This window comes from Marinobacter sp. H13 (genome assembly GCF_059072335.1).
Window position 1 is genome coordinate 3,781,873 of sequence record NZ_JCACRU010000001.1, and the last position, 25,586, is coordinate 3,807,458.

The 25,586-nt window shown below is 58.2% G+C and carries 22 protein-coding genes; 5 read left to right on the top strand and 17 right to left on the bottom strand.

From position 1 onward, the window contains the following. Positions 1 to 47: 47 nt before the first annotated feature. Positions 48 to 704, bottom strand: coding sequence for a ribonuclease T (gene rnt / locus AC5JQH_RS17615; RefSeq protein WP_075267700.1), 657 nt, complete (start codon positions 702 to 704; stop codon positions 48 to 50). Positions 705 to 748: 44 nt separating this feature from the next. Beyond that, positions 749 to 1,780, bottom strand: a complete 1,032-nt coding sequence (gene pyrC / locus AC5JQH_RS17620; protein ID WP_053114884.1) for a dihydroorotase — start codon at positions 1,778 to 1,780, stop codon at positions 749 to 751. A gap of 183 nt (positions 1,781 to 1,963) precedes the next feature. On the opposite strand from pyrC, the gene AC5JQH_RS17625 reads away from it, so the two are divergent. Then, positions 1,964 to 2,881 (top strand): flagellar protein MotY, encoded by a 918-nt coding sequence (locus tag AC5JQH_RS17625; protein ID WP_053114885.1) that lies wholly within the window; start codon positions 1,964 to 1,966, stop codon positions 2,879 to 2,881. 6 nt (positions 2,882 to 2,887) lie between these two features. Here the strand turns inward: AC5JQH_RS17625 and AC5JQH_RS17630 are convergent, their stop codons facing one another. Next, entirely contained in the window at positions 2,888 to 3,814 is a 927-nt protein-coding gene (locus AC5JQH_RS17630; protein WP_053114886.1) for a histone deacetylase family protein, read from the bottom strand. A 208-nt stretch (positions 3,815 to 4,022) separates the two neighbouring features. On the opposite strand from AC5JQH_RS17630, the gene AC5JQH_RS17635 reads away from it, so the two are divergent. Then, the gene (locus AC5JQH_RS17635) at positions 4,023 to 6,767 is read left to right on the top strand and encodes a bifunctional acetate--CoA ligase family protein/GNAT family N-acetyltransferase (protein ID WP_008171442.1); all 2,745 of its coding nucleotides are present in this window, start codon (positions 4,023 to 4,025) and stop codon (positions 6,765 to 6,767) included. Between the two features lie 56 nt (positions 6,768 to 6,823). Here the strand turns inward: AC5JQH_RS17635 and rdgC are convergent, their stop codons facing one another. Genes rdgC through AC5JQH_RS17675 form a run of 8 tightly spaced genes read right to left on the bottom strand, consistent with a single transcriptional unit; the run spans position 6,824 to position 12,568 of the window. Next, complete coding sequence (gene rdgC, locus AC5JQH_RS17640; protein ID WP_014576673.1) at positions 6,824 to 7,750, bottom strand: recombination-associated protein RdgC; 927 nt, start codon at positions 7,748 to 7,750, stop codon at positions 6,824 to 6,826. Positions 7,751 to 7,769: 19 nt separating this feature from the next. Beyond that, positions 7,770 to 7,970, bottom strand: coding sequence for a DUF2788 domain-containing protein (locus AC5JQH_RS17645; protein WP_008171445.1), 201 nt, complete (start codon positions 7,968 to 7,970; stop codon positions 7,770 to 7,772). 24 nt (positions 7,971 to 7,994) lie between these two features. Further along, positions 7,995 to 8,765: a peroxide stress protein YaaA gene (yaaA, locus tag AC5JQH_RS17650; protein ID WP_493805797.1), complete on the bottom strand. Its 771-nt coding sequence runs from the start codon at positions 8,763 to 8,765 to the stop codon at positions 7,995 to 7,997. A gap of 12 nt (positions 8,766 to 8,777) precedes the next feature. Then, positions 8,778 to 9,011: a glutaredoxin family protein gene (locus AC5JQH_RS17655; RefSeq protein ID WP_008171448.1), complete on the bottom strand. Its 234-nt coding sequence runs from the start codon at positions 9,009 to 9,011 to the stop codon at positions 8,778 to 8,780. Further along, complete coding sequence (locus tag AC5JQH_RS17660; RefSeq protein ID WP_053115561.1) at positions 9,011 to 9,760, bottom strand: YciK family oxidoreductase; 750 nt, start codon at positions 9,758 to 9,760, stop codon at positions 9,011 to 9,013. Before AC5JQH_RS17660 ends, AC5JQH_RS17655 begins: the two co-directional genes overlap by 1 nt. Before the next feature lie 57 nt (positions 9,761 to 9,817). After that, positions 9,818 to 10,489 (bottom strand): phosphoglycolate phosphatase, encoded by a 672-nt coding sequence (gene gph / locus AC5JQH_RS17665; protein WP_493805798.1) that lies wholly within the window; start codon positions 10,487 to 10,489, stop codon positions 9,818 to 9,820. Next, entirely contained in the window at positions 10,479 to 11,195 is a 717-nt protein-coding gene (ubiG, locus tag AC5JQH_RS17670) for a bifunctional 2-polyprenyl-6-hydroxyphenol methylase/3-demethylubiquinol 3-O-methyltransferase UbiG (RefSeq protein ID WP_008171454.1), read from the bottom strand. Before ubiG ends, gph begins: the two co-directional genes overlap by 11 nt. 35 nt (positions 11,196 to 11,230) lie before the next feature. Then, positions 11,231 to 12,568, bottom strand: a complete 1,338-nt coding sequence (locus tag AC5JQH_RS17675) for a TRZ/ATZ family hydrolase (protein WP_008171456.1) — start codon at positions 12,566 to 12,568, stop codon at positions 11,231 to 11,233. 112 nt (positions 12,569 to 12,680) lie between these two features. On the opposite strand from AC5JQH_RS17675, the gene mtnA reads away from it, so the two are divergent. Then, a complete protein-coding gene (gene mtnA, locus AC5JQH_RS17680; protein WP_008171458.1) occupies positions 12,681 to 13,745 on the top strand; it encodes an S-methyl-5-thioribose-1-phosphate isomerase in 1,065 nt (354 codons plus the stop codon). On the opposite strand, the gene AC5JQH_RS17685 is transcribed toward mtnA, so the two are convergent. The 4 genes from AC5JQH_RS17685 to AC5JQH_RS17700 form a co-directional block, all read right to left on the bottom strand. After that, positions 13,734 to 14,534, bottom strand: coding sequence for a helix-turn-helix domain-containing protein (locus tag AC5JQH_RS17685; protein ID WP_039881881.1), 801 nt, complete (start codon positions 14,532 to 14,534; stop codon positions 13,734 to 13,736). The genes mtnA and AC5JQH_RS17685 overlap by 12 nt on opposite strands. Before the next feature lie 19 nt (positions 14,535 to 14,553). Next, positions 14,554 to 16,737, bottom strand: coding sequence for a carboxy terminal-processing peptidase (locus AC5JQH_RS17690; protein WP_104272204.1), 2,184 nt, complete (start codon positions 16,735 to 16,737; stop codon positions 14,554 to 14,556). A 248-nt stretch (positions 16,738 to 16,985) separates the two neighbouring features. Beyond that, entirely contained in the window at positions 16,986 to 19,136 is a 2,151-nt protein-coding gene (locus tag AC5JQH_RS17695; RefSeq protein WP_008171463.1) for a 3-hydroxyacyl-CoA dehydrogenase NAD-binding domain-containing protein, read from the bottom strand. Positions 19,137 to 19,165: 29 nt separating this feature from the next. Further along, the gene (locus AC5JQH_RS17700) at positions 19,166 to 20,374 is read right to left on the bottom strand and encodes an acetyl-CoA C-acetyltransferase (RefSeq protein ID WP_092034067.1); all 1,209 of its coding nucleotides are present in this window, start codon (positions 20,372 to 20,374) and stop codon (positions 19,166 to 19,168) included. A gap of 188 nt (positions 20,375 to 20,562) precedes the next feature. On the opposite strand from AC5JQH_RS17700, the gene AC5JQH_RS17705 reads away from it, so the two are divergent. Beyond that, entirely contained in the window at positions 20,563 to 20,826 is a 264-nt protein-coding gene (locus AC5JQH_RS17705; RefSeq protein WP_014576682.1) for a late competence development ComFB family protein, read from the top strand. A gap of 13 nt (positions 20,827 to 20,839) precedes the next feature. Here AC5JQH_RS17705 and AC5JQH_RS17710 read toward each other — a convergent pair whose 3' ends face one another. Then, positions 20,840 to 23,305 (bottom strand): DUF349 domain-containing protein, encoded by a 2,466-nt coding sequence (locus AC5JQH_RS17710; protein ID WP_092034070.1) that lies wholly within the window; start codon positions 23,303 to 23,305, stop codon positions 20,840 to 20,842. Positions 23,306 to 23,483: 178 nt separating this feature from the next. Here AC5JQH_RS17710 and AC5JQH_RS17715 point away from each other — a divergent pair, with 178 nt between their 5' ends. Next, a complete protein-coding gene (locus tag AC5JQH_RS17715; protein ID WP_053114891.1) occupies positions 23,484 to 23,954 on the top strand; it encodes a regulatory protein RecX in 471 nt (156 codons plus the stop codon). Positions 23,955 to 23,973: 19 nt separating this feature from the next. Here the strand turns inward: AC5JQH_RS17715 and mltF are convergent, their stop codons facing one another. Next, entirely contained in the window at positions 23,974 to 25,494 is a 1,521-nt protein-coding gene (gene mltF, locus AC5JQH_RS17720) for a membrane-bound lytic murein transglycosylase MltF (RefSeq protein ID WP_104272199.1), read from the bottom strand. Positions 25,495 to 25,586: the final 92 nt, after the last annotated feature.

A 25,586-nucleotide genomic window follows, 5' to 3' on the forward strand; every position in this document is an offset into this window, starting at 1 on the left:
CCTGGCACACAGAAAAAAACCCGCTGCGGCGGGTTTTTTTATGGCGGTTATTCGGTCTCTTCGGGGATCACCGGAGGCGGAAAGCCGCCCAGTTCTTTCCAGCGATTCACAATGCCACAGAACAGGTCTGCGGTTTTTTCCGCGTCATAGGCGGCGGAATGGGCTTCCTTGTTGCTGAACGGAATGCCCGCGAGTTTGCAGGCCTGGGCCAGAACCGTGTGGCCATAGGCCAGGCCGGCCAGCGTGGCGGTATCGAAGGTTGAGAAAGGATGGAACGGGTTACGACGGATGTCGGCCCGCAGCGCGGCTGCAAAGATGAAGTTATGGTCAAAGGTGGCATTGTGGCCCACCAGGACGGCTCGCTTGCAATCGTGGTTCTTCACCGCCTTGCGAATGGGGCTGAAGATCTCGCTGAGTCCTTCCCGCTCGGGTACCGCTTCTCGCTCCGGATTCCACGGATCAATACCCGTGAAATCAAGCGCGGACTGCTCCAGATTCGCGCCTTCGAAAGGATCGATCTGCTGAACGTGGGTTTCAGCGCGCCGCACCCAGCCATCGTCGTCCATGGTCAGTATCACTGCCGCCACTTCCAGCAGGGCGTCCCGCTCGGGATTGAAGCCAGCGGTTTCCACGTCGACTACAACAGGCAGAAACCCGCGAAAGCGGCGGGACATGGGATGCGGTGGTTTGTTTTCGTCAGTCACTCAAGCTCCGGTCTTGGCCGTGTGTGAGAAGGAATAAGTCAGGTTTACGCCAGTTTCCAGTGAACGGTTTCACCAGCCTTGAGGGGCACGATGGTTCCGTCAGCCAGCGGCAGCTCTGCCGGCATGGTCCAGGGGTCACGAATCAGGGTGATGGTATCGGTATTCCGCGGTAGGCCATAGAAATCCGGCCCGTTGAAACTGGCGAATGCTTCAAGTTTATCCAGGATGCCAAGCTCTTCGAAAATGTCCGCATACAGACCGATTGCGCCGTAGGCCGAGTAACAGCCAGCGCAACCGCAGGCTGCCTCTTTGCGATCCTTTGAATGGGGGGCGGAATCCGTGCCCAGGAAAAAGCGTTTGTCGCCGCTGGCCACCGCGTCCCTGAGCGCCTGTTGATGGCGGTTACGCTTCAGGATTGGCAGGCAATAGAGATGCGGTCGAATGCCGCCTACCAGCATGTGGTTGCGGTTGTACATCAGGTGCTGGGGCGTCAGAGTCGCACCGAGGTTGTCACCGGCGTGCTGCCGGACAAATTCTGCGGAATCGGCCGTGGTGATATGTTCCAGTACAACCTTCAGGTTCGGGAAAGCCTCGAGAGTGGGTGCCAGGACACGCTCCAGAAATACCTTTTCCCGGTCAAAAATGTCGATATCGGCATCGGTTACCTCGCCGTGTACCAGCAGCAGCATGCCACAATTGGCCATGGCTTCCAGAACCGGGTAGATGTTGCGGATATCCTTCACGCCGGAGTCGGAATTGGTCGTTGCTCCGGCGGGGTAAAGCTTGGCAGCCACAACGCCGGCAGCCCTGGCATCCCGGATGGTCTGCGCCGTCATGCTCTCGGTCAGATACAGCGTCATCAACGGCTCGAACTCGGTGCCATTGGCAGCCGCCAGAATGCGTTCCCGGTAGGCTGTGGCATCGGCTGCGGTGGTAACTGGCGGTACCAGGTTAGGCATGATGATGGCGCGAGCGAAGCAGGCGGCCGTAGCCGGTACCACGTCGTTGAGAATGTCGCCGTCCCGTACGTGAAGGTGCCAGTCGTCGGGGCGTGTGAGCGTGAGCTTGTCTGTCATGGCGTTTGTCCGAAATACCTTTGGCGGGGCGAGCTTGTGCCCGGTTCTCTGGGAGCCGAAAAAATTTGGCGAATTATACCAGAAGGCGCGGGTGATTGTTTTCCGGTTGGTGGCTAAAGAACTTCCGGCTCAGGCCGTTAAACAGTCTGACTCTGCTAACTCCGGACACTGATGGCTAGCTCTATGGGATTTCGCCCCGGACAACTCCTGAATACTCTGCTGGTTGCCACGTTGCCCGTGGTGCTTCTGCCGGCAACCGCGCAGGCTGCCAGCTATGGCGCCGGAATCGAGAACAGCCAGTGGTATCTCGCCGAGTCGGTATTTGAATGCCGGCTGGTGCACGAAGTTCCCGGCTACGGTCGGGCGGTGTTCAATCATCGCGCCGGTGAAAGTCTCAGCTTTTTCCTGGAGTCTGATTCCGCATTGATGCGACCAGGGCGCGGCAGCCTTGTGGTCGAGGCACCGGCCTGGCGTCCGGGTGTGGCGCCGAAGCCCCTGGGAACGGTCAATGTCTCGGATGATCGCCGTCAGGTCTCGCTGGATACCCGTCAGGCGTTCGTGGTCGCCCATGGACTTCTGGACGGGATGCGCCCGACGGTAACCAGGGAATCGTGGTTTGATGGCCGCCCGGTGCGGGTTCAGGTCTCCAACATTAACTTCGCCGGCGAGTACCAGCGTTATCAGCGCTGTACGTCCAATCTACTGCCGGTAAACTTTGATCAGATCCAGCGCTCGAGGGTGCCCTTTGCCAGCGGCAGCACGCAATTATCCGATGCCGACAGGCAACTACTGGATAACATCGTGGCCTATGTGAACGCAGATTCCACGGTTGAGCGGATTTTCGTGGATGGTCATAGTGACAGTATTGGAAGCCGGATCGACAACCGTGCGCTTTCCGAAGATCGCGCCAATGTGGTGGCCGACTACCTCAAGGCGAGCGGTATTGATGAAAACATGATTACCGTTCGGGCTCACGGCGACCAGTACCCGGTATCCAACCGGCCCGCCGATAACCGGCGCACCAATATCCGCCTGCAACGGGCCGGTGACCGCCCGGAACTGCAGCAGGCTAACGGTTATGGCGGCGAACCCAGGGGCTGATTGGCGTCAGTAAACCGAATCCAGTACTTCCAGGTGGGCATTGACGCTTTCCGCCAGGGCCCGCAGATGGTACCCGCCCTCCAGGGTTGAAATGATCCGGTCATTGCTGTGCTCACTGGCGACACTCACAATCATTTCTGTTAGCCAGCGATAATCTTCCGTATCCAGATTCAGTTCTGCCATCGGATCCAGCCGGTGGGCATCAAAACCCGCCGAAATCAGGATCAACTGCGGTTTGAATTCATTCAGGCGCTTCAGCCATCCCGCCTCCACCTGCTTCCGGTACTCTTCAGACGAACAGTTTGCCTCAATCGGAATATTCACGATGTTGTCGGCCTGCCGGTGCACGTGGGAGTGCGGATAGAAGGGATGCTGGAAGCTTGAGCACATCAGGATACGCTCGTCGCCACTGACAATGTCTACGGTGCCATTGCCCTGGTGCACGTCGAAATCGATGATCGCGACCCGCTCCAAATGATGAAAGGTGAGGGCGCGCATGGCGGCCAGGGCAACGTTGTTGTAAAAACAGAACCCCATGGATTTCGCCCGCTCGGCATGGTGCCCGGGCGGCCGGGCACACACAAACGCGTTAGTAACCTGGCTGCTCATGACCATATCCACGGCCTGGATATTGGCACCAGCTGCCAGACGAGCGGCTCGAAGGGTGTCGGGCATCATGGCCGTGTCCGGGTCGGTAAACACGCGGCCGCGGGTCGGTTGCATCAGGTCCAGTTGATGGAGATATTTTTCCGGATGCACCATCAGAAGCTGATCACGGGTGATTTCTTCCGGCCGCACCCAGTCCAGCTTCTGGTCCAGGCCAGTATCAGCAAGGTAGCTGATGATGGCCGCCAGCCGCTCAGGGCTTTCCGGATGTTCCGGCCCCATGTTGTGTTTCATGAAGTCATCGTGGGAAAAGAATGCCGTGGTCATACGTCTCGGACTGCCTTCGATATGCTTATATTTTCTTCAAGCTTATCAGGGAAAACTGCACGATGCCGTGTTTCTTTGGTCTTATAACGGCGATAGTCGTTTCACATCGGGGTATCAAGGCCTAAGATAAGAGTTACACTCATAAGTAACCTGTTTTATTACATTTATTTCCCAACGGTCTGCCGGCCGCATACAAAGGAGAGTCAGCTTGAGCACCCGGTATCTGGAGAGCCTGTTTAATCCCGCGTCCATTGCGGTGATCGGTGCGTCGGAGCGGGCAGACAACCTTGGCGGTATGGTGTTGCGGAACCTGATGGGGGGCGGTTATCCCGGCCGGTTACTGGTGGTTAACCAGAACGATTACGACAACGTGCACGGGGTGCCCTGCGTCAAGAAAGTCTCGAAAATGGAATTTTCCCCGGACCTGGCAATCATCTGTACGCCGCCGGATACCGTGGCCAAGACCATCAAGCGGCTGGGGGAGGCCGGGGTGCGCACCGCGATCGTTATGACCGGTGGCATGTCACGTACTCACAGTAAAACCGGCCAGCCCCTGATGTATTCCGTTCGTGAAGCGGCCCGGGAGACCGGAATCCGGGTTCTGGGCCCCAACACCATTGGCCTGATGGTCCCGGCACGCAGCCTGAACGCTACCTACGCCCATATGGGCGCCATCCCTGGCCGGGTTGCCTTCGTTGGCCAGTCCGGCACCATCGCCAGTTCGGTCATCGACTGGGCATTCGCCCGTGGTGTGGGGTTTTCCTACTTCCTGACCCTGGGCGATGGCATGGATATCGATCACGACGACCTGATCGACTACCTGGCGCAGGATACACAGACCCGTGCGATTCTCCTGCACATCGAAAACATTCCCAATGCCCGCCGCTTCATGTCGGCGGTGCGGGTGGCGTCCCGCACCAAGCCGGTGATTGCGGTGAAGTCCGGTCGGGTGCCGGAGTCGGAGTGGTTTCCCCACGACCTCCCTGATGGCCTGAAACGCAGCGATCCAATCTACGACGCCATGCTTCAGAGGGCAGGTGTGCTCCGAGTGGATGGCCTTGGCCAGATGTTTGATGCGCTCGAGACATTGACGCGGATGCGTCCCTTGCGCCGCGAAACCCTGGCGATCATGGCCAATGGGGTCGGCCCCGGGGTGTTGGCCGTGGACCGGTTGGCGGATCTTGGTGGTGAACTGGCAGAGCTGTCGAAATCCAGCATTGAGAACCTGGCCGAGCTGCTGCCACCTTACTGGACCCGCAAAAACCCCATTGACCTTAACTACGATGCCTCGCCGGAACTTTACGGCCAGGCCATCAAGATCCTGGCAAAGGATCCGGAAGTGGCAAACGTTCTGGTGATGTATGCCCCGAGTCTGACTGAGGACAGCCTCCAGATTGCGGACGCGGTTGTGCAGGCGTCCAAGGGCACACGTCTGAATGTGTTCACCTGCTGGCTCGGCCAGAGTACGGTCATGGATGCGCGGGAAGAGTTTTACCGGGCCGGGCTGCCGTCGTTCTTCAATCCCGAAAAAGCCGTGATGGCATTCATGCAACATGTTCGTCACCAGCGGGTTCAGCGGCTGCTTACGGAAACGCCGGAATCCTTTACCGACCACTTTGCAGACCGCACCCATACCCGTCATGTGGTCAACAGGGCCCTTCGAGCAGGTCGGTATCACCTGTCGAACCGGGAAGCGCGGGATCTGGTGCGGGACTACGGGATCAGCACCATCGAAACCATGTACTGCGACGATATGGAAGAGGTGCTGGAGGTGTTTGCGGTTGAGCGGCGCCCCATCGACATCACCATCATTCATGAGCAGGCGTGCCATCCTTTTCTGGACCTGAGTCCGACCCAGCGTCGTTACAAGGGTACGGTCCAGAAACTGAACAGCGAGGCAGCCATCATGGATTCGTGCCGCTACCTGATGGAGGAATACAAGAGCCATTTCCCGGAAAGTGGATTTCTCGGGTTTGCGGTTCAGCGTTCCTACCAGCACGTGGGTGGGATCGAGTTCAGTGTCGGCATTACCCGGGACGCATTGTTTGGGCCCCTGGTGGTTTGTGGTGCAGCTGGCGCCCAGATCAACGTGATGACCGATCGTCAGATCGCACTGCCGCCATTGAACATGGTGTTGGCCCGTGAGCTTCTGCGCCGTACCTACATGTACAAGCTGCTGAAAGAACACAGCCTGAAGCCGGAGGAGGATATCCGCGCGGTGTCCGAGACCCTGGTCACCCTCTCACAGATCGTTATCGACATTCCGGAAATCAAGGGGCTTGAGATCTCGCCCTTGCTGTTCAACGAGCAGGGGGCCGTGGCTGTCAATATTGCCATCAATCTGGCCGACAAGCCGGGGCGGCCGATTATTCAGCCTTACCCGCGGGAACTGGAGGAATGGATTGTTTTGCCCAAATCCGGGCGCCGGGTCATCATTCGACCGGTACTGGCGGAAGATGAGCCTGCCCACCGGGCGTTCCATGAGTTGCAGTCGCCGGAATCCATTCGTTACCGGTTCTTCCAGTATCGCAAGCATTTCTCTCGCGAAGACGTAGCCCAGATGGTGCAAATCGATTACGACCGGGAGATGGTTTTTATTGCCAACGCGCCCAGGGAAGACGGGGAAGGCGAGGAAACCCTCGGAACCGTGCGCACCTGGACCGATGCCGATAACCTGCAATGCGAGTTCGCGGTCATGGTGCACGATAAAATGAAGGGCGAAGGCCTCGGCGTTGCCTTGATGCAAAAGATGATCGATTACTGTCGGGCCAGGGGTACCGTGGAAATGGTGGGCAATGTGCTGCCGGATAATCGTCCCATGTTGCAGCTGGCGGAACATCTGGGCTTTGAAATCAAGTTCAATACCGAAGAGGAAGTGATGGATCTGCGGCTGGTCCTGAACGAACCGGAAAAAGACTGGCAGAGAGAGCGGCTGGGAAAGAGTGCCCACTGAAGAGCGCAAGGGAGGCCGGGTCAGATAAAGCGGGTATCTGACCCGGATTTACGGCACTACTCTTCGACAATCGCAGAGCGATCTTCGCCGCCGAGCGCTTCCAGGAGCCCTGGAATCAGCCGGGACAGCTCAAGGGTCATGAGCGTGAAAGCCGCATCAAACTTGGCAGCGTGGTCGTCCACGTCGACATCATCCAGTTGATCCTGAAGTGTTTCGCCGAACTTGAGGCGACGGATGCCCAGTTCTTCATCCAGCACAAAGGAGACGTTGTCGTCCCAGGTCAGGGACAGCTTGGTCACCTGCATGCCCGCATCCAGATGGTTGCGGATTTCATCGGCTTTCAGGTCCAGGCCTTTGCAGCGCACCACGCCGCCATCTTCAGACGGATCCTTGAGTTCGCATTCCGTGCCCAGAACCACCTTGCCGGGCAGGTCGATGGATTCGTTCAGCCAACCGGTAAAGGTGAAAGCAGGTGCCTGTTCCACCGCGGGTGGACGAACCGGCAGCGATCCGAGGCTCTTGCGCAGAGTCGAGGCCAGATCTTCCGCCTGCTTGGCGGAACCCGCGTCCACCACCAGAACACCGTCCTGGGGGGCGAGGTAGGCAAAGGAGCGGCGGTTCTTGGAGAAGGCCTGGGGCAGCATCTCCAGCATTACCTGTTCCTTGATTTCGTCCTTTTCTTTGCGCCGGACCTTCCGGCCCTGCTCGAACTCGATGGCTTCGGCCTTCTCCTCAACCGCTTCTTTCACCACCGGGCCGGGAAGAATCTTTTCCTCCTTGCGCAGGGCAATCAGGTGATAGCCGTTGGCGCTGTGAACCAGTTGTTCGCCATGCTTGCCCAGGGGCGGAACCCAGCCCTGGCGGCTGGTTTCCTGAGGTCCGCAGGGCTTGAAGGCATCGGCCTGCAGCTTTTCCTCCAGCTCTTCGGCAGAGATATCAAAGGGTTTGGTAAATCGGAATACGCGGGCGTTGCGAAACCACATCAGGGCTGGTCCTTGTCTTTCATATTTGCATGATCTCTACGAGTACGGTTTTAACGATAAAGCCCACAACGCCGGCGCCCAGCACCGTAAATAGTGCGATGGTGCCGAACTTGCCGGCCTGGGATTTCTTGGCCAGATCCCAGACGATGACACCCATCCAGACAATCAGGCCGGTCAGAAACACCAGCATGGCGATCTGGGAAAACATTGCTTCGTTCATTGCTGACTCCGATTTCAACGTGGATTACTGTTCATCCCGCAGGAAAACCCAGTTGTTCTTATCGGATTGGTCTTCGCTGAAGTAATAGCCTTCGAGGTTGAATCCCTTGAGGTCGTCGGCCTGGGTAATGCGGTTCTGAATGGCAAACCGACACATCAGCCCCCGGGCTTTCTTGGCATAAAAGCTGATCATCTTGTACTGACCATTCTTCCAGTCCTTGAATTGGGGGGTAATCAGCCGGCCTTCAAGGTCTTTCTTCTTTACGCTTTTGAAATACTCGTTGGAGGCGAGGTTGACCAGCACGCCGTCGTCATCCGCAAGCAGCCGGTTGATCTCCTCTGTGATCTTGCTGCCCCAGAAGGCATACAGATCCTTGCCACGGTTATTCTCGAACCGGGTACCCATTTCCAGGCGGTAGGGCTGCATCAGGTCCAGCGGTTTCAGGACGCCATACAGACCGGAAAGCATGCGCAGATGCTGTTGGGCAAAGTCGAAGTCCTGTTCACTGAAGCTCTCGGCGTCCAGGCCGGTGTACACGTCACCTTTGAAAGCCAGCACAGCCTGCCGGGCATTCTCGGGGGTAAACGGTGTGTGCCAGTTCTGGAAGCGCTCGGCGTTCAGCTGCCCAAGCTTGTCGCTGATGCTCATCAGATTGCTGATCTGGTGCGGCTCCAGCGTTTTAAGCTGGTCGACCAGCTCGCAGGCATCCTCAAGGAATTCCGGCTGAGTATAGGTACTGGTCGCCAGCGGACTCTCGTAATCCAGCGTTTTGGCAGGGGAAACAACCATCAACATGTCAGGCAATCCTCATTGCAGGAATGTAAGTAAGTCATCCCTGGTAAAAGGCCAGTCCAGTTCCACACCGGTATCGTTGCGTCGGAGCACCGGTATCCGGGTACCGTAGCGTTCTACCAGTTCTTCGGACTGGGCAATGTCCACCACATCTACCGGGATCGGCTCCGGCATGGGCGTGCTTACAAGCAGGGCTTCGGCCAGTTCGCACAGGTGGCACTGAGAGGTTGTGTAAAAAAGCAGTTCCATTATTTCGGTTGTGCGTCCAATTTCTGGCCGTTGACGCCCTGGCTGTCCTTGCCCATGAGATACAGGTAAATCGGCATCAGGTCCTCTGGTGCCGGATTTTGCTGTGGATTCTCCGCCGGATAGGCGTGGGCTCTCATGTTGGTACGGGTCGCGCCGGGGTTCAGACTGTTTACCCGGACATTGTGACGCTCGTCGTCCAGTTCTTCGGACAGCAACTGGCTCAGGCCCTCTACGGCAAACTTGGAGACGGCATAGGCGCCCCAGTAGGCTTTTGCCTTGCGGCCGACACCAGAGGAGGTGAAGATCACCGAGGCGTCGTCGGATTTTCGAAGCAGGGGAATCATTGCCCGGCTTAGTAGGAACGGCGCCGTTGCGTTCACGTGCATGACCTTGTTCCAGGTTTCCGGGTCATAAAGCTCCACGGGACTGCGGTCGCCCAGAATTGCCGCGTTGTGCAGCAAACCATCCAGCTGCCCGAAGTTATCTTCCAGGGTCATGGCCAATTCTTCGTAGTCTTTCACCGCGGCGCCCTCGAAGTTCATGGGCACGATGGCAGGCTTGGGGTGGCCGGCTGCTTCAATTTCATCGTAAACCGTTTCGAGTTTGCTGACCGTGCGACCTACCAGTACCACGGTGGCGCCATGGGCGGCGTAGGCCTTGGCTGCAGCCCGGCCAATGCCGCTGCCGGCACCCGTCACCATCACGATGCGGTCTTTCAGAAGATCGGCGGGTGCTTGGTAATTATGCATAACCTGTCTCCGTGTCAGGCTGTTACCGGCTGAACACCGGATCCTAAATTTGATGCGCTATTGTAACAGCTTTGCCAGATCCGTGACGGTGTCGGCGATGAGGTCCGCTTGCCACAGGTCAATGGCTTCCGGCTCCTCGATGTAACCGTAGCGGACGGCGATGGTTTTCATGCCTGCGTTACGCCCGGCTTCGATGTCCCGTTCGTGGTCGCCCACATAAATGCCGGTGGCGGGATCGGCGCCGATCTGCTGGCAGGCCAGATAGAGGGCCTCCGGATGAGGTTTGCGCTGGGCAACGTGATCGGGGCAAACCAGTGCCGCGCACCGGTCAGCCAGGTTAAGGACTTCGATCAGTGGAACCGCGAACCTGGCAGGCTTATTGGTCACAATGCCCCAGGGAATACCTTGCTCCTCGAGGGCTTTGAGAAGCTCGTCCATGCCCTCGAACAGGCTGGTCTCCACTGCCACGCCCGCCTCGTAGAGGTCGAGGAACGCGGTGTGTTTTTCCAGGTATTCCGGATGTTCCGGTTCCAGGCCGAAGCCGACCCGGATCATGGCGCGCGCGCCGTTCGAGACCGAGCGTCGGATATGCTTGTGTGGAAGGGCGGGGAGCCCGTGTTGTTCCCGTAACTGATTAAGGCACCGGATAAAGTCCGGTGCGGTGTCAATCAGCGTTCCATCCAGATCAAACAGGACCGTGGAGGCTCGATGCGTGGTTTCAGGCTTCACGAATATCCCTGGCATGCATCAGATAGTTGACGTCCACGTCCCGTCCGAGCTTGTATACCTTGGTGACGGGGTTATAGGTCATCCCCGTAAGCTCACGGACTTCCAGCCCTGCGTGGCGAAGATGGTCGGACATTTCCGATGGCCGGATAAATTTCTTCCATTCGTGGGTGCCTTTGGGGAGCAACCTGAGCACGTACTCCGCCCCAACAATCGCAAAAAGAAACGATTTCGGGTTCCGGTTGATGGTTGATACAAACAGATGGCCGCCCGGTTTCAGCATGGCGGCACAGGACCTCACCACCGATGCGGGATCCGGCACATGCTCGAGCATTTCCAGGCAGGTAACCACGTCGTACTGGCCCGCGTGTTCGCTGTCCTCGGCCAGTTCCTCGATGGTGATCTGGCGATAATCCACATTCACGCCGCTCTCCATGCCATGCAGCCGCGCGACGGCCAGCGGAGCCTCGCCCATGTCGATACCGGTAACGTGGGCGCCTCGCTGGGCCATGCCCTCCGACAGCAAGCCACCACCGCAGCCGACATCCAGAGCGCGCTTTCCGGCCAGGGAAACCCGCTCGTCGATGTAGTTCAGCCGCAGGGGATTAATATCATGCAGTGGCTTGAATTCGCTCGAGGGATCCCACCAGCGGCTGGCAAGGGCCTCGAATTTGGCGATCTCGTTCCGGTCTACGTTCTGGTTTGTCATGGTTGGTTCTGCCTGGTGAATCAATAGGAAATCAGTTAGTCAGCCTTTGTGCGGATTCGCCCGGCCCAGTCCTCAACTCGAAGCATGAGATCGGCAACGTCAATGCGGGTAAGCCGGCCATCCTGTACTTGTGGTACGCCGTTAATCCAGCTGTGGCTTACTGATCGACCATGGTTGCTGTATACGAGGTGCGAAGCCGGGTCGTAGACCGGCTGCAAAAACGGGTCGCTCAGGTCAATGGCAATGATGTCCGCCAGCTTGCCCTCGGCCAGAGAACCCAGTTCATGGTCCCGCCCCAGAGCCCTTGCCCCGTTGATGGTGGCCATCTGTAGGGCCTTGTGCGCCGACAGCGCCGAGGCATCATTGGCCACTACTTTGGCCATCATGGCGGCAGTCCGAAGTTCCCCGAACAGATCGAGGTCGTTGTTGCTGGCGGCGCCGTCGGTGCCTATGGCAACGTTGATCCCGCTATCGAGGAGTTCCTGCACCGGACAAAGGCCGCTGGCCAGCTTCAGATTCGATTCCGGGCAGTGGATAACATGGGCGCCCGTTTGTTTAAGCAAGCTGATATCGCTGGCATCGATCTGGGTCATATGGACGCACTGGGTCTCTGGGCGGAGCAGGCCGAGATCCGCCAGCCGGGCTGTCGGCCGTTGACCCAGCTTTTCAGTAGCCTCGGCCACTTCGAATGCCGTTTCGTGCAGGTGGATCTGGATGGCTGCGCCGGTCTTTTCGGAGAGCCGGACGGCTTCAATCATCGGGCCGTCGGACACAGTGTAGGGTGCATGGGGGCCAATGGCCGGCATGATGTAGCAATCGTTTTTCCAGCTGTCGATAAAGTCGGCGCCCTTGCTCAGGTATTCCTCGGGTCCGGCACCCCACGGCGTCGGGAAGTCGAGCAGCGGAAAACAGACTTGCGCACGAATGCCCGTATCGTGCGCCATCTGAGCCGCAATTTCCGGGAAGAAATACATGTCAGAAAACGTGGTGGTTCCCGTACGCAGCATCTCGGCCATGGCCAGTTGGGTGCCATCGGCAATGAACTGCTCGCTGATAAAGCGACCTTCGGCCGGCCAGATATGGTCATTCAGCCAGGTCATCAGCGGAAGATCGTCTGCCATGCCCCTGAACAGGCTCATGGCCGCGTGGCCGTGCATGTTGATCAGGCCGGGCATGACGACGTGGTTCGGAAGATCAACGGTTTCCCGGGTTCTGAACGATCTGTCCGCCTGTTCCTGGGGAATGACTGCGGCAAGGCGGTCACCCTGGATAATCACTGCATAATGCTCAAGTACCGTGCCTGCCGGCTCAATCGGGATCAGCCAGCGCGCGTTGATGCGAATATCGGCTGCGGTGATAGTGTCTGCCGTCATTTATCCTGCCTTACAGCGCATGGCGCGGAGCTTCCACACCTTGAAAATGTAGCCCGGAAGTATAACCGTTATACTGGCAGTTTTCAGCGCTGAAAAACCGGAGCAGTCTTCTATGACAACAACCCCGAAACCCTCCCAAGAACGGGCCATTGGCACCGTTGCGATTCGCTGGCACGGCAGCAGTCTTGAGCTGCTGGATCAACGCCTGCTGCCGGGAGAGGAGCACTGGATAACGCTGGAAGGCGCTGCCGGTGTAGCGCAGAGTATCCGGGATATGGTGGTTCGGGGCGCTCCTGCAATCGGCATCAGTGCAGCCTACGGGGTGGCCCTTGCGGCCAGACATGCCGGTGGCGGGGACTGGAAGGCCGAAATCAAACAGGCCATTCGCGAGCTTGCAGCTTCACGTCCGACCGCAGTAAACCTGTTCTGGGCGCTGCAGCGCATGGAAAGGATTTTCCATGCGTGCCATTCGCTGGACGAAGCGGTAAAACGCCTGGCCTCGGAGGCCCGGGCCATACATGAGGAAGACCTGGCCGCCAACTTTGCCATGGCGGACCATGCCCTTGAGTTTATCGGAGCAGAGGCACCGTTTTCGGTGCTGACCCATTGCAATACCGGTGCATTGGCCACCGGGGGCTACGGTACGGCACTGGGCGTTGTTCGTCGTCTCCATGAGGAAAAGCTGCTGGCAGACGTCTATGCCGACGAGACTCGCCCCTGGCTTCAGGGTGGCCGGTTGACGGCCTGGGAACTTTCACGCGACGGCATTCCCGTCACGTTGAATGCCGATGGTGCCGCTGCCGCCATCATGGCCCGGAAAGACGTACGCTGGGTGATCGTCGGCGCGGATCGAATAACTGCCAATGGTGATGTGGTCAACAAGATCGGCACCTACAGCCTGGCGGTTCTGGCCCGCCATCACAAAGTGGGCTTCATGGTGGTCGCGCCTTCAAGCACGGTGGACATGGCCACGGCGTCAGGGGCAGATGTGGCCATTGAGGAGCGCGACGGCATTGAGATCCGGGAGATACGCGGTATCGGGTTGGCGCCGGAAGGCATCAACGTATTCAATCCGGTCTTTGACGTGACACCGGCAAGCCTGATCGACGCGATCGTTACTGAAAAGGGCGTGGTGCATAACCCGAATATAACCGGTATGCAGGCGTTATTTGGTTGACGGTGGGGTGCGCTCCGGCTGCTTCTTTTTGGCGGCAGGCTTGTCAGGTGACCTTTTCACGTCGGGGTGCTTTTCCTCGTAGGTGGCCCTGAGTTCGGCCACCTGCCGTTCCTGCTCCTCAATAAAGTGCAGGGACATTTCAAAGCTTTGACGGGTGAACTCCAGCACTTTCTGGAAACCTTCATCCGAGAGCGTGCGAGCGTCATCATGCCGGCGGAAGATGTTGATAAACTCCCGCTCCCGCTCAAATTGCAGGGGCAGTCTCGCCACGCCCCAGTCATTCAGAATCTGCCAGACTTCGGGATTGTAGTTGCGCGTGGTGCGCATGATGAACGGGATGGGATCGTTTCTGGCAATGAGGGCTGCCAGACGTAGTATCAGTTCGAAGGACAGGGTGGTGGTGCCGTTCTCTATAGCCTCCAGGACGGACTTGTCCCGCAGGTTAAGGGCCTCGCTCATTTCAGATACGGTGAGGCCGGCCACTTCGCGGATGTCTTTGAGAGACTGGCCTGCTGTGAGCATTGCCCGCAGCTGATCCTGGGAATTGATCAGTGCCCGGCCCACCCGAAGAGACGTATCCGTCGCCTTGACCCCGAAGCGGAGCGCAGACCCGGTAAGGCTTGCCAGGCGGTCGATCAGGCCTTCCGGCGTTCGTTCCTGAGCCGCCGGTTTCTCCAACCCTTCCACTTCCTCCAGGGAGCGCATGGCATGTAGCGCGTCCAGTAGCATGTCTTGCAACATCCGTGCTTTCTGGTGGCTATCCTGTCCGCCTGCGTCCTGCTCAGTCATGAGACTTGGAGCTGCCTGTTCAACGTGTCACTGCGGCGGCCGGAGACTGTGCCGCAAATTGCTGGGGATCCAGGATCGATGCCATGCGGTTATCAAGGTCCAGCATGTCGGCCATGATATGTCCACCTTCCCGTATCACGAAATCCAGCTCCTCATCGGTGGAATTCAGGTCCGCCGCCTGCTGGTCTTGCCAGTCTTCAAGGTCTTCCAGCGACTCGAACGGTGTCTGGCCTTTCAGTTCACGACGGGCATTTGCGATCGTGAGCCGTGTGCGTTCAATCTGTTCGTGCTCAGCGCGGCGTTCTTCCAGGTTGAGGCTGACGCTGTCGGTGGCGCGCTGTTTGGTCAGGAAGTCGATCTCCTGCTTCAGCAGGCTGAACTCAGGGTTGGTTGAGAACCGCTCTTCGTGCCGCTTGCGAAGCTCATCGATAATGCCGCTGAAATCGAAGTAGCGTGTATGCGGCACGGCCTCGATCTGGTCCCAGGGCAGGGCATGATCCAGGGCGTCCTCACCGATGCGGGTCTTGTCGATACGAGAAGGAATCTCGATGTCCGGGATAACCCCTTTGTGTTGCGTGGAGCCGCCGGATACCCGATAGAACTTGGACTGGGTGATCTTGAGTTGCCCGTGGTTCAGGGGACGCACAGCCTGAACGGTGCCCTTACCAAAGGTCTGGGAACCGACAACCAGTCCGCGGCCATAGTCCTGGATGGCGCCGGCGAAAATTTCGGACGCTGACGCACTCATGCGGTTGGTGAGTACCACCAGAGGCCCGTTGTAGGCCACGGAAGGATCCTCGTCATTGAGTACCTGCACATCGTTATTGGCGTTGCGAATCTGAACGGTGGGGCCCTTGTCAATAAACAGGCCGACCAGATCATTGGCTTCGTGCAGCGCACCACCGCCGTTGTTTCGCAAATCCATCACCAGGCCGTCAACGCCGTCGGCTTCGAGCTCCGCAATCAGGTTGCGGACATCGCGGGTCGTGCTCTTGTAATTCGGGTCACCAGCCTGCATGGCCTGGAAATCCGCATAGAACGTGGGGATGGTAATGACGCCAATCGTATATTCCTTGCCACCACGTTCAAGACGTATGGTGTCCTTGCTGGCGCTCTGCTCTTCCAGCTTTACTTCATCGCGTTTGATGGCGATGGTCTCGGTAATGGTCTCGTCGGAGGCATTGGCCGGAATCACTTCCAGTGTGACGGTCGAATTGCGCGGCCCACGAATCAGATCCACCACTTCGTCCAGACGCCAACCGATCACATTCACCGGCTTTTCGTCTTCCTGTGCGACAGAAACAATGCGATCTGCGGGCTCAAGCTGACCCTGCTTGGAGGCGGGCCCGCCGGGTACCAGTCTCACCACCTTGGTGTATTCGTTGTCCGACTGAAGCACAGCACCGATGCCTTCCAGTGAAAGGCTCATGTTGATATTGAAGTTTTCTGAGGTGCGCGGCGAAAAGTAGGACGTGTGCGGGTCCCACATGCCGGTAAACGCATTCATATAGGCCTGGAAGGCATCTTCACTGCGGGCCTGGTACGCGCGCTTCAACTGGCCTTCGTAGCGGCGGCGCAGGGTTTCAACGATGGCTTCGTCTTCTGCCCCGTTCAGGCGCTGAGCCAGCACCGCATTTTTAATGCGCTTGACCCAGAGATCGTCCAGGGCCTCGGCGTTCGATTCCCAGTCCGCTTTCGAGCGGTCGACCAGAATACTTTCGTTGGCCGAGAAATCCAGCGTGTCGATGCCCTTGTCGATTGTTTCCAGAGCAAACTGGAGGCGCTCGATAATCCGTTGCTGAACCAGATTGTAAATATCGAATCCGGGCTGAAGCTGACCTGTTTTCAGGGCAGAGCCGAGTTGAGTGCGGATTTTGTCGAACTTCGCAATGTCGTCCTGCGAAAGATAGATTCTCTGCCCGTCGAGGTAATCCAGGTAGGCATCAAACACATCTCCGGAGAGTTCATCGCTGATTCCGAGGTCCCGGAAGTGGGTAAACTGCAGTTGACGGGCGATCAGGATATTGGCTCGCGCCTGATCAATCGTCGGTGCAACTGGCTCGTACACGTCTGGAGTTTCAACGTTCGCATGAAGCCCCAGTGGCGCAGACAGCAGCAATGCTACAGTCATTGCCTTGCACACCCCGAACCGAACAGATCCGGCCGAAGAGCGACGAGCCATAATTCTTTCCGCGATGGTCATAAATGCTTACCCGACGGTGTTGGTAGCCCCTCGGTTTGCGAGGGAGTGTCTACCCGTGACTTATTAAATTTATTGTAGGCAAGCACTACACCCGATGCCATAGGCAGGGCGTATCGGATCGTGACAATCTGTCCATGAAGACGCCACGTTCGTAACTGAGGGATCATCGGGGTTGAGGCGTGTTGCACACGGGGAAACTGCCGGGAGAATCGGTAAATCCTCCCGGCAGCAGACGTGCAGAGGCTGAATCAGGCGAACGGTGTGTTCGTTTCCGCCTTTTCCTGCAACAGTCTGGGTGGTGCAAAGCGTTCACCATAGGTCTCGGCGAGCGCCGATGCCCGCTCCGTGAATGCTCTCACGCCATACTGATTGATGAACTGAATCGCGCCACCGGTCCACGGCGCATAGCCAATGCCAAAGATACTGCCGATATTCGCATCCTCTACCGTTCGCAATACGCCTTCCTCCAGACAACGAACGGTTTCGATGGCCTGAATGAAGAGGATCCGGTCTTTCAGCTCCTGCAGTTTGACCGTTCTTGCCTTCTCCGCATTCACGAACAGAGTTTCCAGCTCCGGCCAGAGGTGTTTCTTGCCGTTGGCAGGGTACTCGTAGAAGCCCGCGCCCGCAGCCTTGCCCTTGCGGCCATGTTCGTTGACCATCGCATCAGTGACGGCCTCCGCTGGGTGGGGATTCCAGGTTCCGCCGGCGGCTTCGGTATCCTTCCTGCTCTGATCCCGGATGTGTTGCATCAGGGTCATGCTGACTTCGTCGGAAATCGCCAGTGGCCCGACGGGCATACCGGCCAGCACCCCCGCGTTTTCAATGCTCGCTGGATGAATACCTTCGCCAAGCATGCAGATGCCCTCGTTGACGAAGGTCCCAAAGACCCGCGAGGTAAAGAACCCTCGACTGTCGTTGACCACCACGGGAATCTTTCCGATCTGCTGAACGTAGTCAAACGAGCGCGCCAGGGTTTCATCCGAGGTTTTTTCGCCGACGATGATTTCTACCAGCTGCATCTTGTCGACCGGTGAGAAGAAATGCAGGCCAATGAAGTTCTCGGCGTTCGCAGAGGCTCCGGCGAGCTGGGTAATGGGGATGGTTGAGGTGTTGGACGCAAAAATCCCGTTTGCCACCAGTTTGGGTTCCGCTTCCTGGGTCACTTTTGCCTTCAGTCCACTGTCCTCGAAGACCGCCTCGATCACCAGGTCACAGCCTTCCAGATCGTCTGACGAATCGGTGGCCTTGATGCGGCTCAGGATGTCTGCCTTCTGTTCTTCCGTCATTCGGCCACGACTGACTTTCTTGGCGAGCAGGTTCTCCGAGTAGCTTTTGCCTTTTTCGGCATTTTCAACGGAGACGTCTTTCAGCACCACATCGATACCCCGTGTCGCCGTTGAATAGGCGATACCTGCGCCCATCATGCCTGCGCCCAGAACACCCACCTTGCGGAAGGTTTCTTTCTCAACGCCCTCGGGGCGGCTGCCGCCCGCCTTGATGGCGTTCAACTGGAACCAGAAGGTGCCGGTCATGTTCTTGGCAACCTGGCCGATCACCAGTTCCGCAAAATACCGGGTCTCGATCAGGCTGCCGTTATCGAAATCGACCTGAGCGCCTTCAACGGCAGCAGAAAGTATGCGCTCCGGGGCCGGATAGCAGCCTTTGGTCTTCTGCTTCAGCATGGCCGGAGCGATCGCCAGCTTCTGCGCCATGGCAGGATGGTGGGGCGCGCCACCCGGGAACCTGAAGCCTTTCTGGTCCCACGGCTGCTGACATTTCGGGTTGGCCTCAATGAACGCTCGGGCTTTCGTGATCATATCGTCGGCAGAATCTGCCAGTTCGTTGATAATGCCGGCCTTGAGCGCAGCTTTCGGATTTACCTTTTTGCCTTCCATCAGGAACGGGAAGGCTGCCTCCAGGCCAATCATTCGAGGCAGTCGCTGGGTGCCGCCGCCACCTGGCAGCAGGCCCAGAGTCACTTCCGGCAGTCCAAGTTGAATGCTGTCGTCATTGATGGCGACACGGTAATGACAGGCGAGGGCAATCTCGAGGCCGCCACCCAGGGCGGAGCCGTTGATGGCTGCCACCACGGGTTTTCCGGTGGTTTCCAGAAACCGCATGTGCGATTTCAGGCCGTTGACCATATCCTCGAAAGTCCCGGCGTCTTCGCGCGTGACCTTATGCAGTTCTTTCAGGTCGCCGCCGGCAAAAAACGTCTTTTTGGCGGAGGCAATGATGATGCCGCGAATGTTATCCAGGTCTTCCTTCACTTTTGCGGCGGTTTCCGACAGGGCGTCCCGAAAAGCAGCGTTCATGGTGTTGGCGGACTGGCCGGGCATATCGATGGTGAGGGTCAGGATCTGGTCTGAACCCAGTTCGTAACGAATAGCACTCATAATTGGTTCTCCTGGAAAAGTGGACGGGTTCAGACGCGCTCAATGATGGTGGCAATGCCCATGCCGCCACCGACGCACAGTGTGGCCAGGCCGTAGCGCAGCTCGCGCCGCTCCAGCTCATCCAGCAGGGTGCCAAGGATCATGGCGCCGGTGGCACCCAGCGGGTGGCCCATGGCGATAGCCCCGCCGTTCACGTTCACTTTTTCGCCGGGAACCGAGAGTTCCCGCTGGAAGCGCATAACCACAGAGGCGAAGGCCTCGTTCACTTCAAACAGATCGATCTGATCGGCAGTCATGCCCGCCTTTTCCAGTGCCTTGCGCGCTGCCGGGGCGGGGCCGGTGAGCATGATGGTGGGGTCTGTGCTGGTCACGGCCGTGGCGATGATGCGAGCGCGCGGCGTCAGCCCCATGGCTTTGCCCTTGGCTTCACTGCCGATGAGCATGGCGGTGGCACCGTCGACGATACCTGAGGAGTTGCCGGCATGATGAACGTGGTTAATCTTCTCCACGTAGTGGTATTTCTCCCGGGCGACACCGTCGAAGCCCATCTCGCCCATCATCTGGAAGGAGGGTTTCAGGCCGGAAAGGCTTTCCAGGGAAGTGTTGCCACGCACATGCTCATCGCGATCAAGGATCACCACGCCATTCTGGTCAGTGATCGGAATGATGGACTTCGCAAAGTAGCCGTTCTGCCAGGCATTGGCCGCTTTCTGCTGGGATTTCACGGCAAAGCCATCAACGTCTTCACGGCTGAAGCCCTCGAGGGTGGCAATCAGGTCTGCGCCGATGCCCTGGGGCATGAAACCGGTATGCAGATTGGTTTCCGGATCTGTGGCCCAGGCTCCGCCGTCGGAGCCCATGGGCACACGGGACATGGCCTCCACGCCGCCGGCAACCACCATGTCTTCCCAGCCAGAGCGAACTTTCATGGCCGCCAGATTCACGGCTTCCAATCCGGAGGCGCAGAAACGGTTCAGGGTGACGCCCGCCACTTTTTCATCCCAGTCAGCGGCCAGCGCTGCCGTCTTGGCGATATCTGCACCCTGGTCACCCACGGCGGTTACGCAGCCCATCACAATGTCGTCCACCTGGGCGGTATCCAGGCTGTTCCTCTCCTGCAGCGCATGGAGCACCGTGGTCAACAGCGAGATGGGTTTGACGCTGTGAAGTGATCCGTCTTTTTTTCCGCGCCCCCGGGGGGTGCGGACTGCATCGAAGATATAAGCCTCGGTGGTCATTGCTTGTCCTCTGGTCATATTGTTTTCGGGTTTGATTTACCGATGACACAACCATAGCCGGTTGCGGTTGCAGGGGGTAATGACGCGGGCTGCCAATCGCATTGGCGAAATTGCTCATGAACCATGACAAGGAGGGGGCTGGCTTCTATGGTGTTAGAAACCGCAGACGAATTTGGGAGGCGGAAGCCATGTCTCTGCGAGATGCAATCGACAATTTCTACGAGCGGCTGGTGGTGGATGCCATCGAGGCAACGCGGGAGGAGTCTGACACAGCGGACTATCTGACCGATGTTATGTGCGTGGCTCTCAACCGACTGCCCACACGGTATTACCGGCATTCAATCGATATGATGTTTTACTTGGCGGACGAGGAACTCAAGGGGATGAAACAGAAATCCCTGGCCGCCGTAAAGGAAGCCAGGGAATTCGTCAGGGAACATCAGCGGGAGTAGACCGCTGGGCGCCTCAGGCCTCGTTCAGATTGGCGATAGCCCTGTTCAGTCGCTCAGCGAGCTCCGTGTCCGCGTTTTTGCCAGTGCCACCCAGGCACCAGGCTGCCAGCAGTTTCTCTACATCCTGCATTTGATCCGTGCTGTTGTCGGCGGAACCCATGCCATTGGCAAGGCGCTGAACCTGGATTTCCATGCGGCGCTGCTGATCGGCTTCGGGGGAGGGCACGCCGCAAAGGATTTCTGCGCGAATCACCAGCTCGACCGGATCGCTGGCGTCTGACGTTTCGGCCAGCGCAGCCCAGTGCTGAGGCGCTGATTCACTGCTGGACTGGCCCGCTGTGGCCGCCATCACCAGAGACTGCCAGGAAGCCATTTTTGCCTGCAGTCTCAGAGCCGAGAGAATCTTGCTCAGCCGCTGCTTTTCTTGCTGGACCTGTTCCCTGACGCCTTTTGAGAGCGTAGCGGCATCAATATCCTTGAGCGTCGCCAGGGCCGCAGTGACTGCCTGTTCGTCACTTTCCGGGGATATTCCTGAAACCTTATTCAGGCCTGCTTGCGCCGTCTCGTCGGCGGCACGTGATGCCTGCTGCTGTTCCGAGCGCTCGGCATCACGGCGGGCGAAGATCTGGTCACAGGCCTTTCGGAACGCTTGCCATAGTTTGCGGTCTTCCCGATGGCGGGTGATTCCGATGGCTTGCCAGTCTCCCTGGAGGGCCTTGGCCTGGTTCATGGCCTCCTGAAGCGGCTCGTGTTCGACCAGGGCCTGGGCCTTGTCCACGATCGTCTGTTTCAGGCCTTCGTTCTTGCGCCGTTCCTCGTCCAGGGGTGCTTCCAGCCTCTTGAGCAGTTCATCGAAGCGCTTTTGAACGGCCCGATTGTCGCGGAATTCCACTGGCCAGGCCTCTTTCCACTCCTGGCGGGCGGTCTGGTGGATTCGTTCCGCGGCTTTCCAGTCGATGGAAGACCAGTCGGCATTGTCCAGGAAGCTTTCGAGCTGCTCGCAAATGGCGGACCGTTTTTCCAGATTGGCCTGTTTGAGGCCGGACTTGGCAGAGAAGTAGGCCTTGCAGGGCTCGTAAGCCTTGTCCGAGGCAGCTTTGAACCGGGACCACAGCGAGCGATCTGAAGAGCCGCCGAGATCGCGCCACTCATTCTGCAACTCCTTGATTCGCTCGGCCTTTGCTTCCGGATCCATTGGCTGCTCTGCCAGGTATTCCATTTGCTCGCACAGGGCAATCTGCTTGGGTTCCGTGGCGAAGCCCTGCCAGTCCGAGAGTTCACGCAATTGCCCGGTAAGCAGCTGCATACGCGCCTGATAGGGTTTTGCGTGGCGCTGGTCCAGATCCCGGAAGTGCTGTTGTGCCGTTTTGAAGAGCTGTTTGGATTCTTTCAGCTGTTTGGCCTCCAGAGCCTCCTCCAGTTGCCTGATTTCGGCCTCAAGGCGATTCGTCAGAGCTTTCTGTTGCTCCTGGTCAACTCGGGGCTCTGCCGGTTTCTTGCGTTTGCCGGCCAGCTTCCGCAATGGCTCCAGTAGTGCCGGGATGGGATAGCCTTCCGGCCAGTTGATCTCGGCAACCAGTGTCTTTGCCTGGGCACGCTGCTCGTCGGTGGCATCGTCTGCGCGCTCGAGCAGTGCGCCAAGTTCGACGATGGTTTCCCGTTCCTGGGTAATCCGACGGACAGAACTCAGGTAATTGCGCAGTGCCAGCATGGCGTTTTCGTAGGCTTTCTGTTCCTGCTTCTCCACTGCCGTATCCCGGGTTGCTTCCAGCCAGCGGTTTTCCTGAGTTTTCTGGAGTGCATCCAGGGACGCCAGTGAGGGCAGTGTTTCAGGCGGTTGAGACTTGAGCTCGTCCAGTGTGCGGGTCAGCAGATCCAGGGTTTCCTGACGTTGCAGCTTCTGCTCGCGCTGGCGCTTTTCATCTTCCGCCGCAGATTGCAGGGCCGCAATGCGCTCTTTGCACAGGTGAACCGCTTCGAGAAAGGCCTGGGCCTGTTCCGGTGAGGCGTGTGTTTCCACCTCTGTCCATTGTTTCAGCAGGGCATCGAGCCGGGCCCCATAAAGCTTGGTATCGTCACTCTTCGCCTGATCCTGCGCGTGGCGGGTAAGGGTAGCGATGGTCTGGCTGATGCTGTCCAGCCGGGCCTGTTCTTCGCGCCGCTGCTGCAGTGCCAGTTTAACGATCTGGTAGACACCTTTGTCACGGCCTTTGGCCTGTTTCTGCACGTCCTGCAGGCTGGCTTCGTCGGTCAGTCTGCCTGCAGCGGACTGCCGGATATCCGCGGTAACGCCCTCAATGGCAAGCTTGGCCAGGACATCCTGGGATGGTGCGCTCTCCAGTGTTTTGAGCTGTTCTTCCCTCCGGTCAGTCCGGGTATCTTCCTGTTCGACAGGCTCTGGCTGGGTGGCTTTCCGCTGTTTTGGCGTTGCCTCGGTTGTCTTGCGGGATTTGAACAGTTTCTGGATGAACGCGGCCATAAGAGTATCCTTGGGTGTTGAAACCAGTTCACGGTGTCGGGCAAAGTTGTGCCGCCACCGGCCGTCGGCATCCGGTCAGGGATACCGGGTAGTTTGACTGGTCAGCCTGAGGTGCTGGCCAGCAGGAAAAATTCGCGGCTAGTCTAGCGTTTTGTATGCGTGTGCGGAAAGGGTCTGTATGGCAAAACAGGAAAATGACAACGATCAGGATTACAAGGCCCGGGCAACGGCACTCAGGTTGCTTGCCAGGCGCGAGCACAGTCGCCTCGAGTTAAGCCTTAAACTCCGCCAAAGAAAGCTGCCGGGCGACATTATTAACGCTGTTCTGGATGATTACGAGAAAGAGGGTTGGCTAGACGATGATCGGTTTGCTGACGTCTACGCCCGCCAAAGAATGGACCTTGGTTACGGACCGCTACGGATTCTTGGCGAACTTCAGCAGCGCGGGGTCCACAAGACTCCGGAGTGTGTTGCCGAGATGGCGGAGGAGGATTGGTGTCAGCGAGCTATCGGTATCCGCGATAAGCGTTTCGGCCTGGCGGATCTGAGTGACGACTGGGACGAAAAAGTGCGGCAGGCGCGTTTTCTGAATCGTAGGGGCTTTTCCGCCAGTCAGGTGGAGCGCGCGCTCGAGGCTCGTAGCGAATAGCCGGCGGAAATCAGATTCTTCAAAGGGTTGGCGGTATCATGCCCAGTTCTGCGGGCAGGCCGGCCCTGAGCTTTCCGTCCGTTTGCAGCTCGCCTGATCGGCCTTCCGGCGCCCGGCTTTCCTCCATCTGTACGATCTGTTCCTCTGCTTCGGTCGCCGGGATACCCGGCTGGTTGAGCCGGGCGAGTACATCGTAATAGCGCCGTATATTCTGGACGTAGATCACCGGTTCGTGGCCCCGGGCATAGCCAAAGCGGGTCTTGGTATACCATTCCTTCTCGGCCAGTAACGGCAGGAATTCCTTTACGTCCATCCACCGGTCAGGGTCTCGTCCCGCGCCTTCTGTAAGTCGTCGGGCGTCCTCCAGATGCCCGAAACCCACGTTGTAGGAGGCGAGGGCGAACCAGGTGCGGTCTGGCTCCGGGATTCGTTCCGGGATTTTTTCGTGCACGATCCGGAAATACTTGGCGCCGCCCTGAATGCTTTCTTCGGCGTCCAGGCGGTTATTGATGCCGATATGGCTGGCGGTGTTCCTGGTCAGCATCATCAGTCCACGGACCCCGGTGGGCGATACCGCATTGGGGCGCCAGTGGGACTCCTGGTAACCAATGGCTGCGAGCAGTCGCCAGTCCATGTTGAACTCGCGGGCATAGTCGCGAAACAGCGACTCGTATTTGGGCAACCGGTTCTCCACATGATGCATGAAGGTTCGGGCACCCACGTAATTCAGTCGATCAAGGTGGCCATAGAAGCGCTCGGAAATCTGGGCCAATGTTCCGTTGGTCTCGAGACTTTCCAGGAACTGGCGGGCCGCTTTTGCCAGGGAATCATCCTGCGCTGACGGGAAAAACCAGGCCAGTTCACCGGGTTCTCCAAGGGTAAAGGCCTCCTTCACCATCGGGTAGAATACGTGGTTAAGGTCGAGCTCGTTGGAGGAAACCATTGCGTAGGGGAATTCGCCGCTTTCAACGCGGGACAGAACGCCCGCGGCGTCCAGTCCGGGATGCACCTCCCATTCAAGCTCTGCGTTTTCCCGGCGGGCTTCATTCAGGCGGTGCTCGTGGTTGCTGTCGGATACCACGTGCACCGTTTTCCCGATCAGGTCTTGTAATGATTCAGGCCGCTCGACATCGCGGTTATAAACCAGGATCGACTGGGCGGTGATGCCGGTCGCTACGGTGCGATACTGATTGGCAGTATGGGGTTGCCTGGAGAGCCCGAGCATCCCGAAGTGGGCGTAGTTCTTTTCCAGAACGGACAGGATTTCTGTGTTGTTATCGGCAACGCGGACCCGGAGCTTTACGCCAAGTTCCTCGGCGAACAGTTTTGCCAGTTCGTAATCATAGCCGGTGGGGCCGTCTTCACTTTCCACATAGATAGACGGCGCCGTCCGGGTAATCACATGCAGCACCCCCTCATCACGGATTTCCTGGAGAGTGCTGGGCTGTGAGCATCCGGTCAGTATCAGGGCAGTGCCGAGGAAGAAAACAATCCCGGCGGATGCGCTTTTGAAAGCAGCAAATATCTTTGGCAAGTCCATGGACTCCGTCACGGCTGGATCATCTGGTTGTAGCGTCGCATAAAGCCACGCAACCTTGTCTATCCTGAGCGTGGAATTCCTTTCCACACATT

Bases quoted from the DNA above. Each gene is read 5' to 3' on its own strand.
- mtnA (WP_008171458.1), top strand. From the start codon at position 12,681: ATGACAACAACCCCGAAACCCTCCCAAGAACGGGCCATTGGCACCGTT.
- rdgC (WP_014576673.1), bottom strand. From the start codon at position 7,750: ATGTGGTTTCGCAACGCCCGCGTATTCCGATTTACCAAACCCTTTGAT.
- AC5JQH_RS17625 (WP_053114885.1), top strand. From the start codon at position 1,964: ATGGGATTTCGCCCCGGACAACTCCTGAATACTCTGCTGGTTGCCACG.
- ubiG (WP_008171454.1), bottom strand. From the start codon at position 11,195: ATGACAAACCAGAACGTAGACCGGAACGAGATCGCCAAATTCGAGGCC.
- AC5JQH_RS17695 (WP_008171463.1), bottom strand. From the start codon at position 19,136: ATGAGTGCTATTCGTTACGAACTGGGTTCAGACCAGATCCTGACCCTC.
- AC5JQH_RS17675 (WP_008171456.1), bottom strand. From the start codon at position 12,568: ATGACGGCAGACACTATCACCGCAGCCGATATTCGCATCAACGCGCGC.
- AC5JQH_RS17660 (WP_053115561.1), bottom strand. From the start codon at position 9,760: ATGCATAATTACCAAGCACCCGCCGATCTTCTGAAAGACCGCATCGTG.
- AC5JQH_RS17655 (WP_008171448.1), bottom strand. From the start codon at position 9,011: ATGGAACTGCTTTTTTACACAACCTCTCAGTGCCACCTGTGCGAACTG.
- AC5JQH_RS17700 (WP_092034067.1), bottom strand. From the start codon at position 20,374: ATGACCACCGAGGCTTATATCTTCGATGCAGTCCGCACCCCCCGGGGG.
- AC5JQH_RS17630 (WP_053114886.1), bottom strand. From the start codon at position 3,814: ATGACCACGGCATTCTTTTCCCACGATGACTTCATGAAACACAACATG.
- AC5JQH_RS17705 (WP_014576682.1), top strand. From the start codon at position 20,563: ATGTCTCTGCGAGATGCAATCGACAATTTCTACGAGCGGCTGGTGGTG.
- yaaA (WP_493805797.1), bottom strand. From the start codon at position 8,765: ATGTTGATGGTTGTTTCCCCTGCCAAAACGCTGGATTACGAGAGTCCG.
- AC5JQH_RS17685 (WP_039881881.1), bottom strand. From the start codon at position 14,534: ATGACTGAGCAGGACGCAGGCGGACAGGATAGCCACCAGAAAGCACGG.
- mltF (WP_104272199.1), bottom strand. From the start codon at position 25,494: ATGGACTTGCCAAAGATATTTGCTGCTTTCAAAAGCGCATCCGCCGGG.
- AC5JQH_RS17715 (WP_053114891.1), top strand. From the start codon at position 23,484: ATGGCAAAACAGGAAAATGACAACGATCAGGATTACAAGGCCCGGGCA.
- pyrC (WP_053114884.1), bottom strand. From the start codon at position 1,780: ATGACAGACAAGCTCACGCTCACACGCCCCGACGACTGGCACCTTCAC.
- AC5JQH_RS17710 (WP_092034070.1), bottom strand. From the start codon at position 23,305: ATGGCCGCGTTCATCCAGAAACTGTTCAAATCCCGCAAGACAACCGAG.
- AC5JQH_RS17690 (WP_104272204.1), bottom strand. From the start codon at position 16,737: ATGACCATCGCGGAAAGAATTATGGCTCGTCGCTCTTCGGCCGGATCT.
- AC5JQH_RS17645 (WP_008171445.1), bottom strand. From the start codon at position 7,970: ATGAACGAAGCAATGTTTTCCCAGATCGCCATGCTGGTGTTTCTGACC.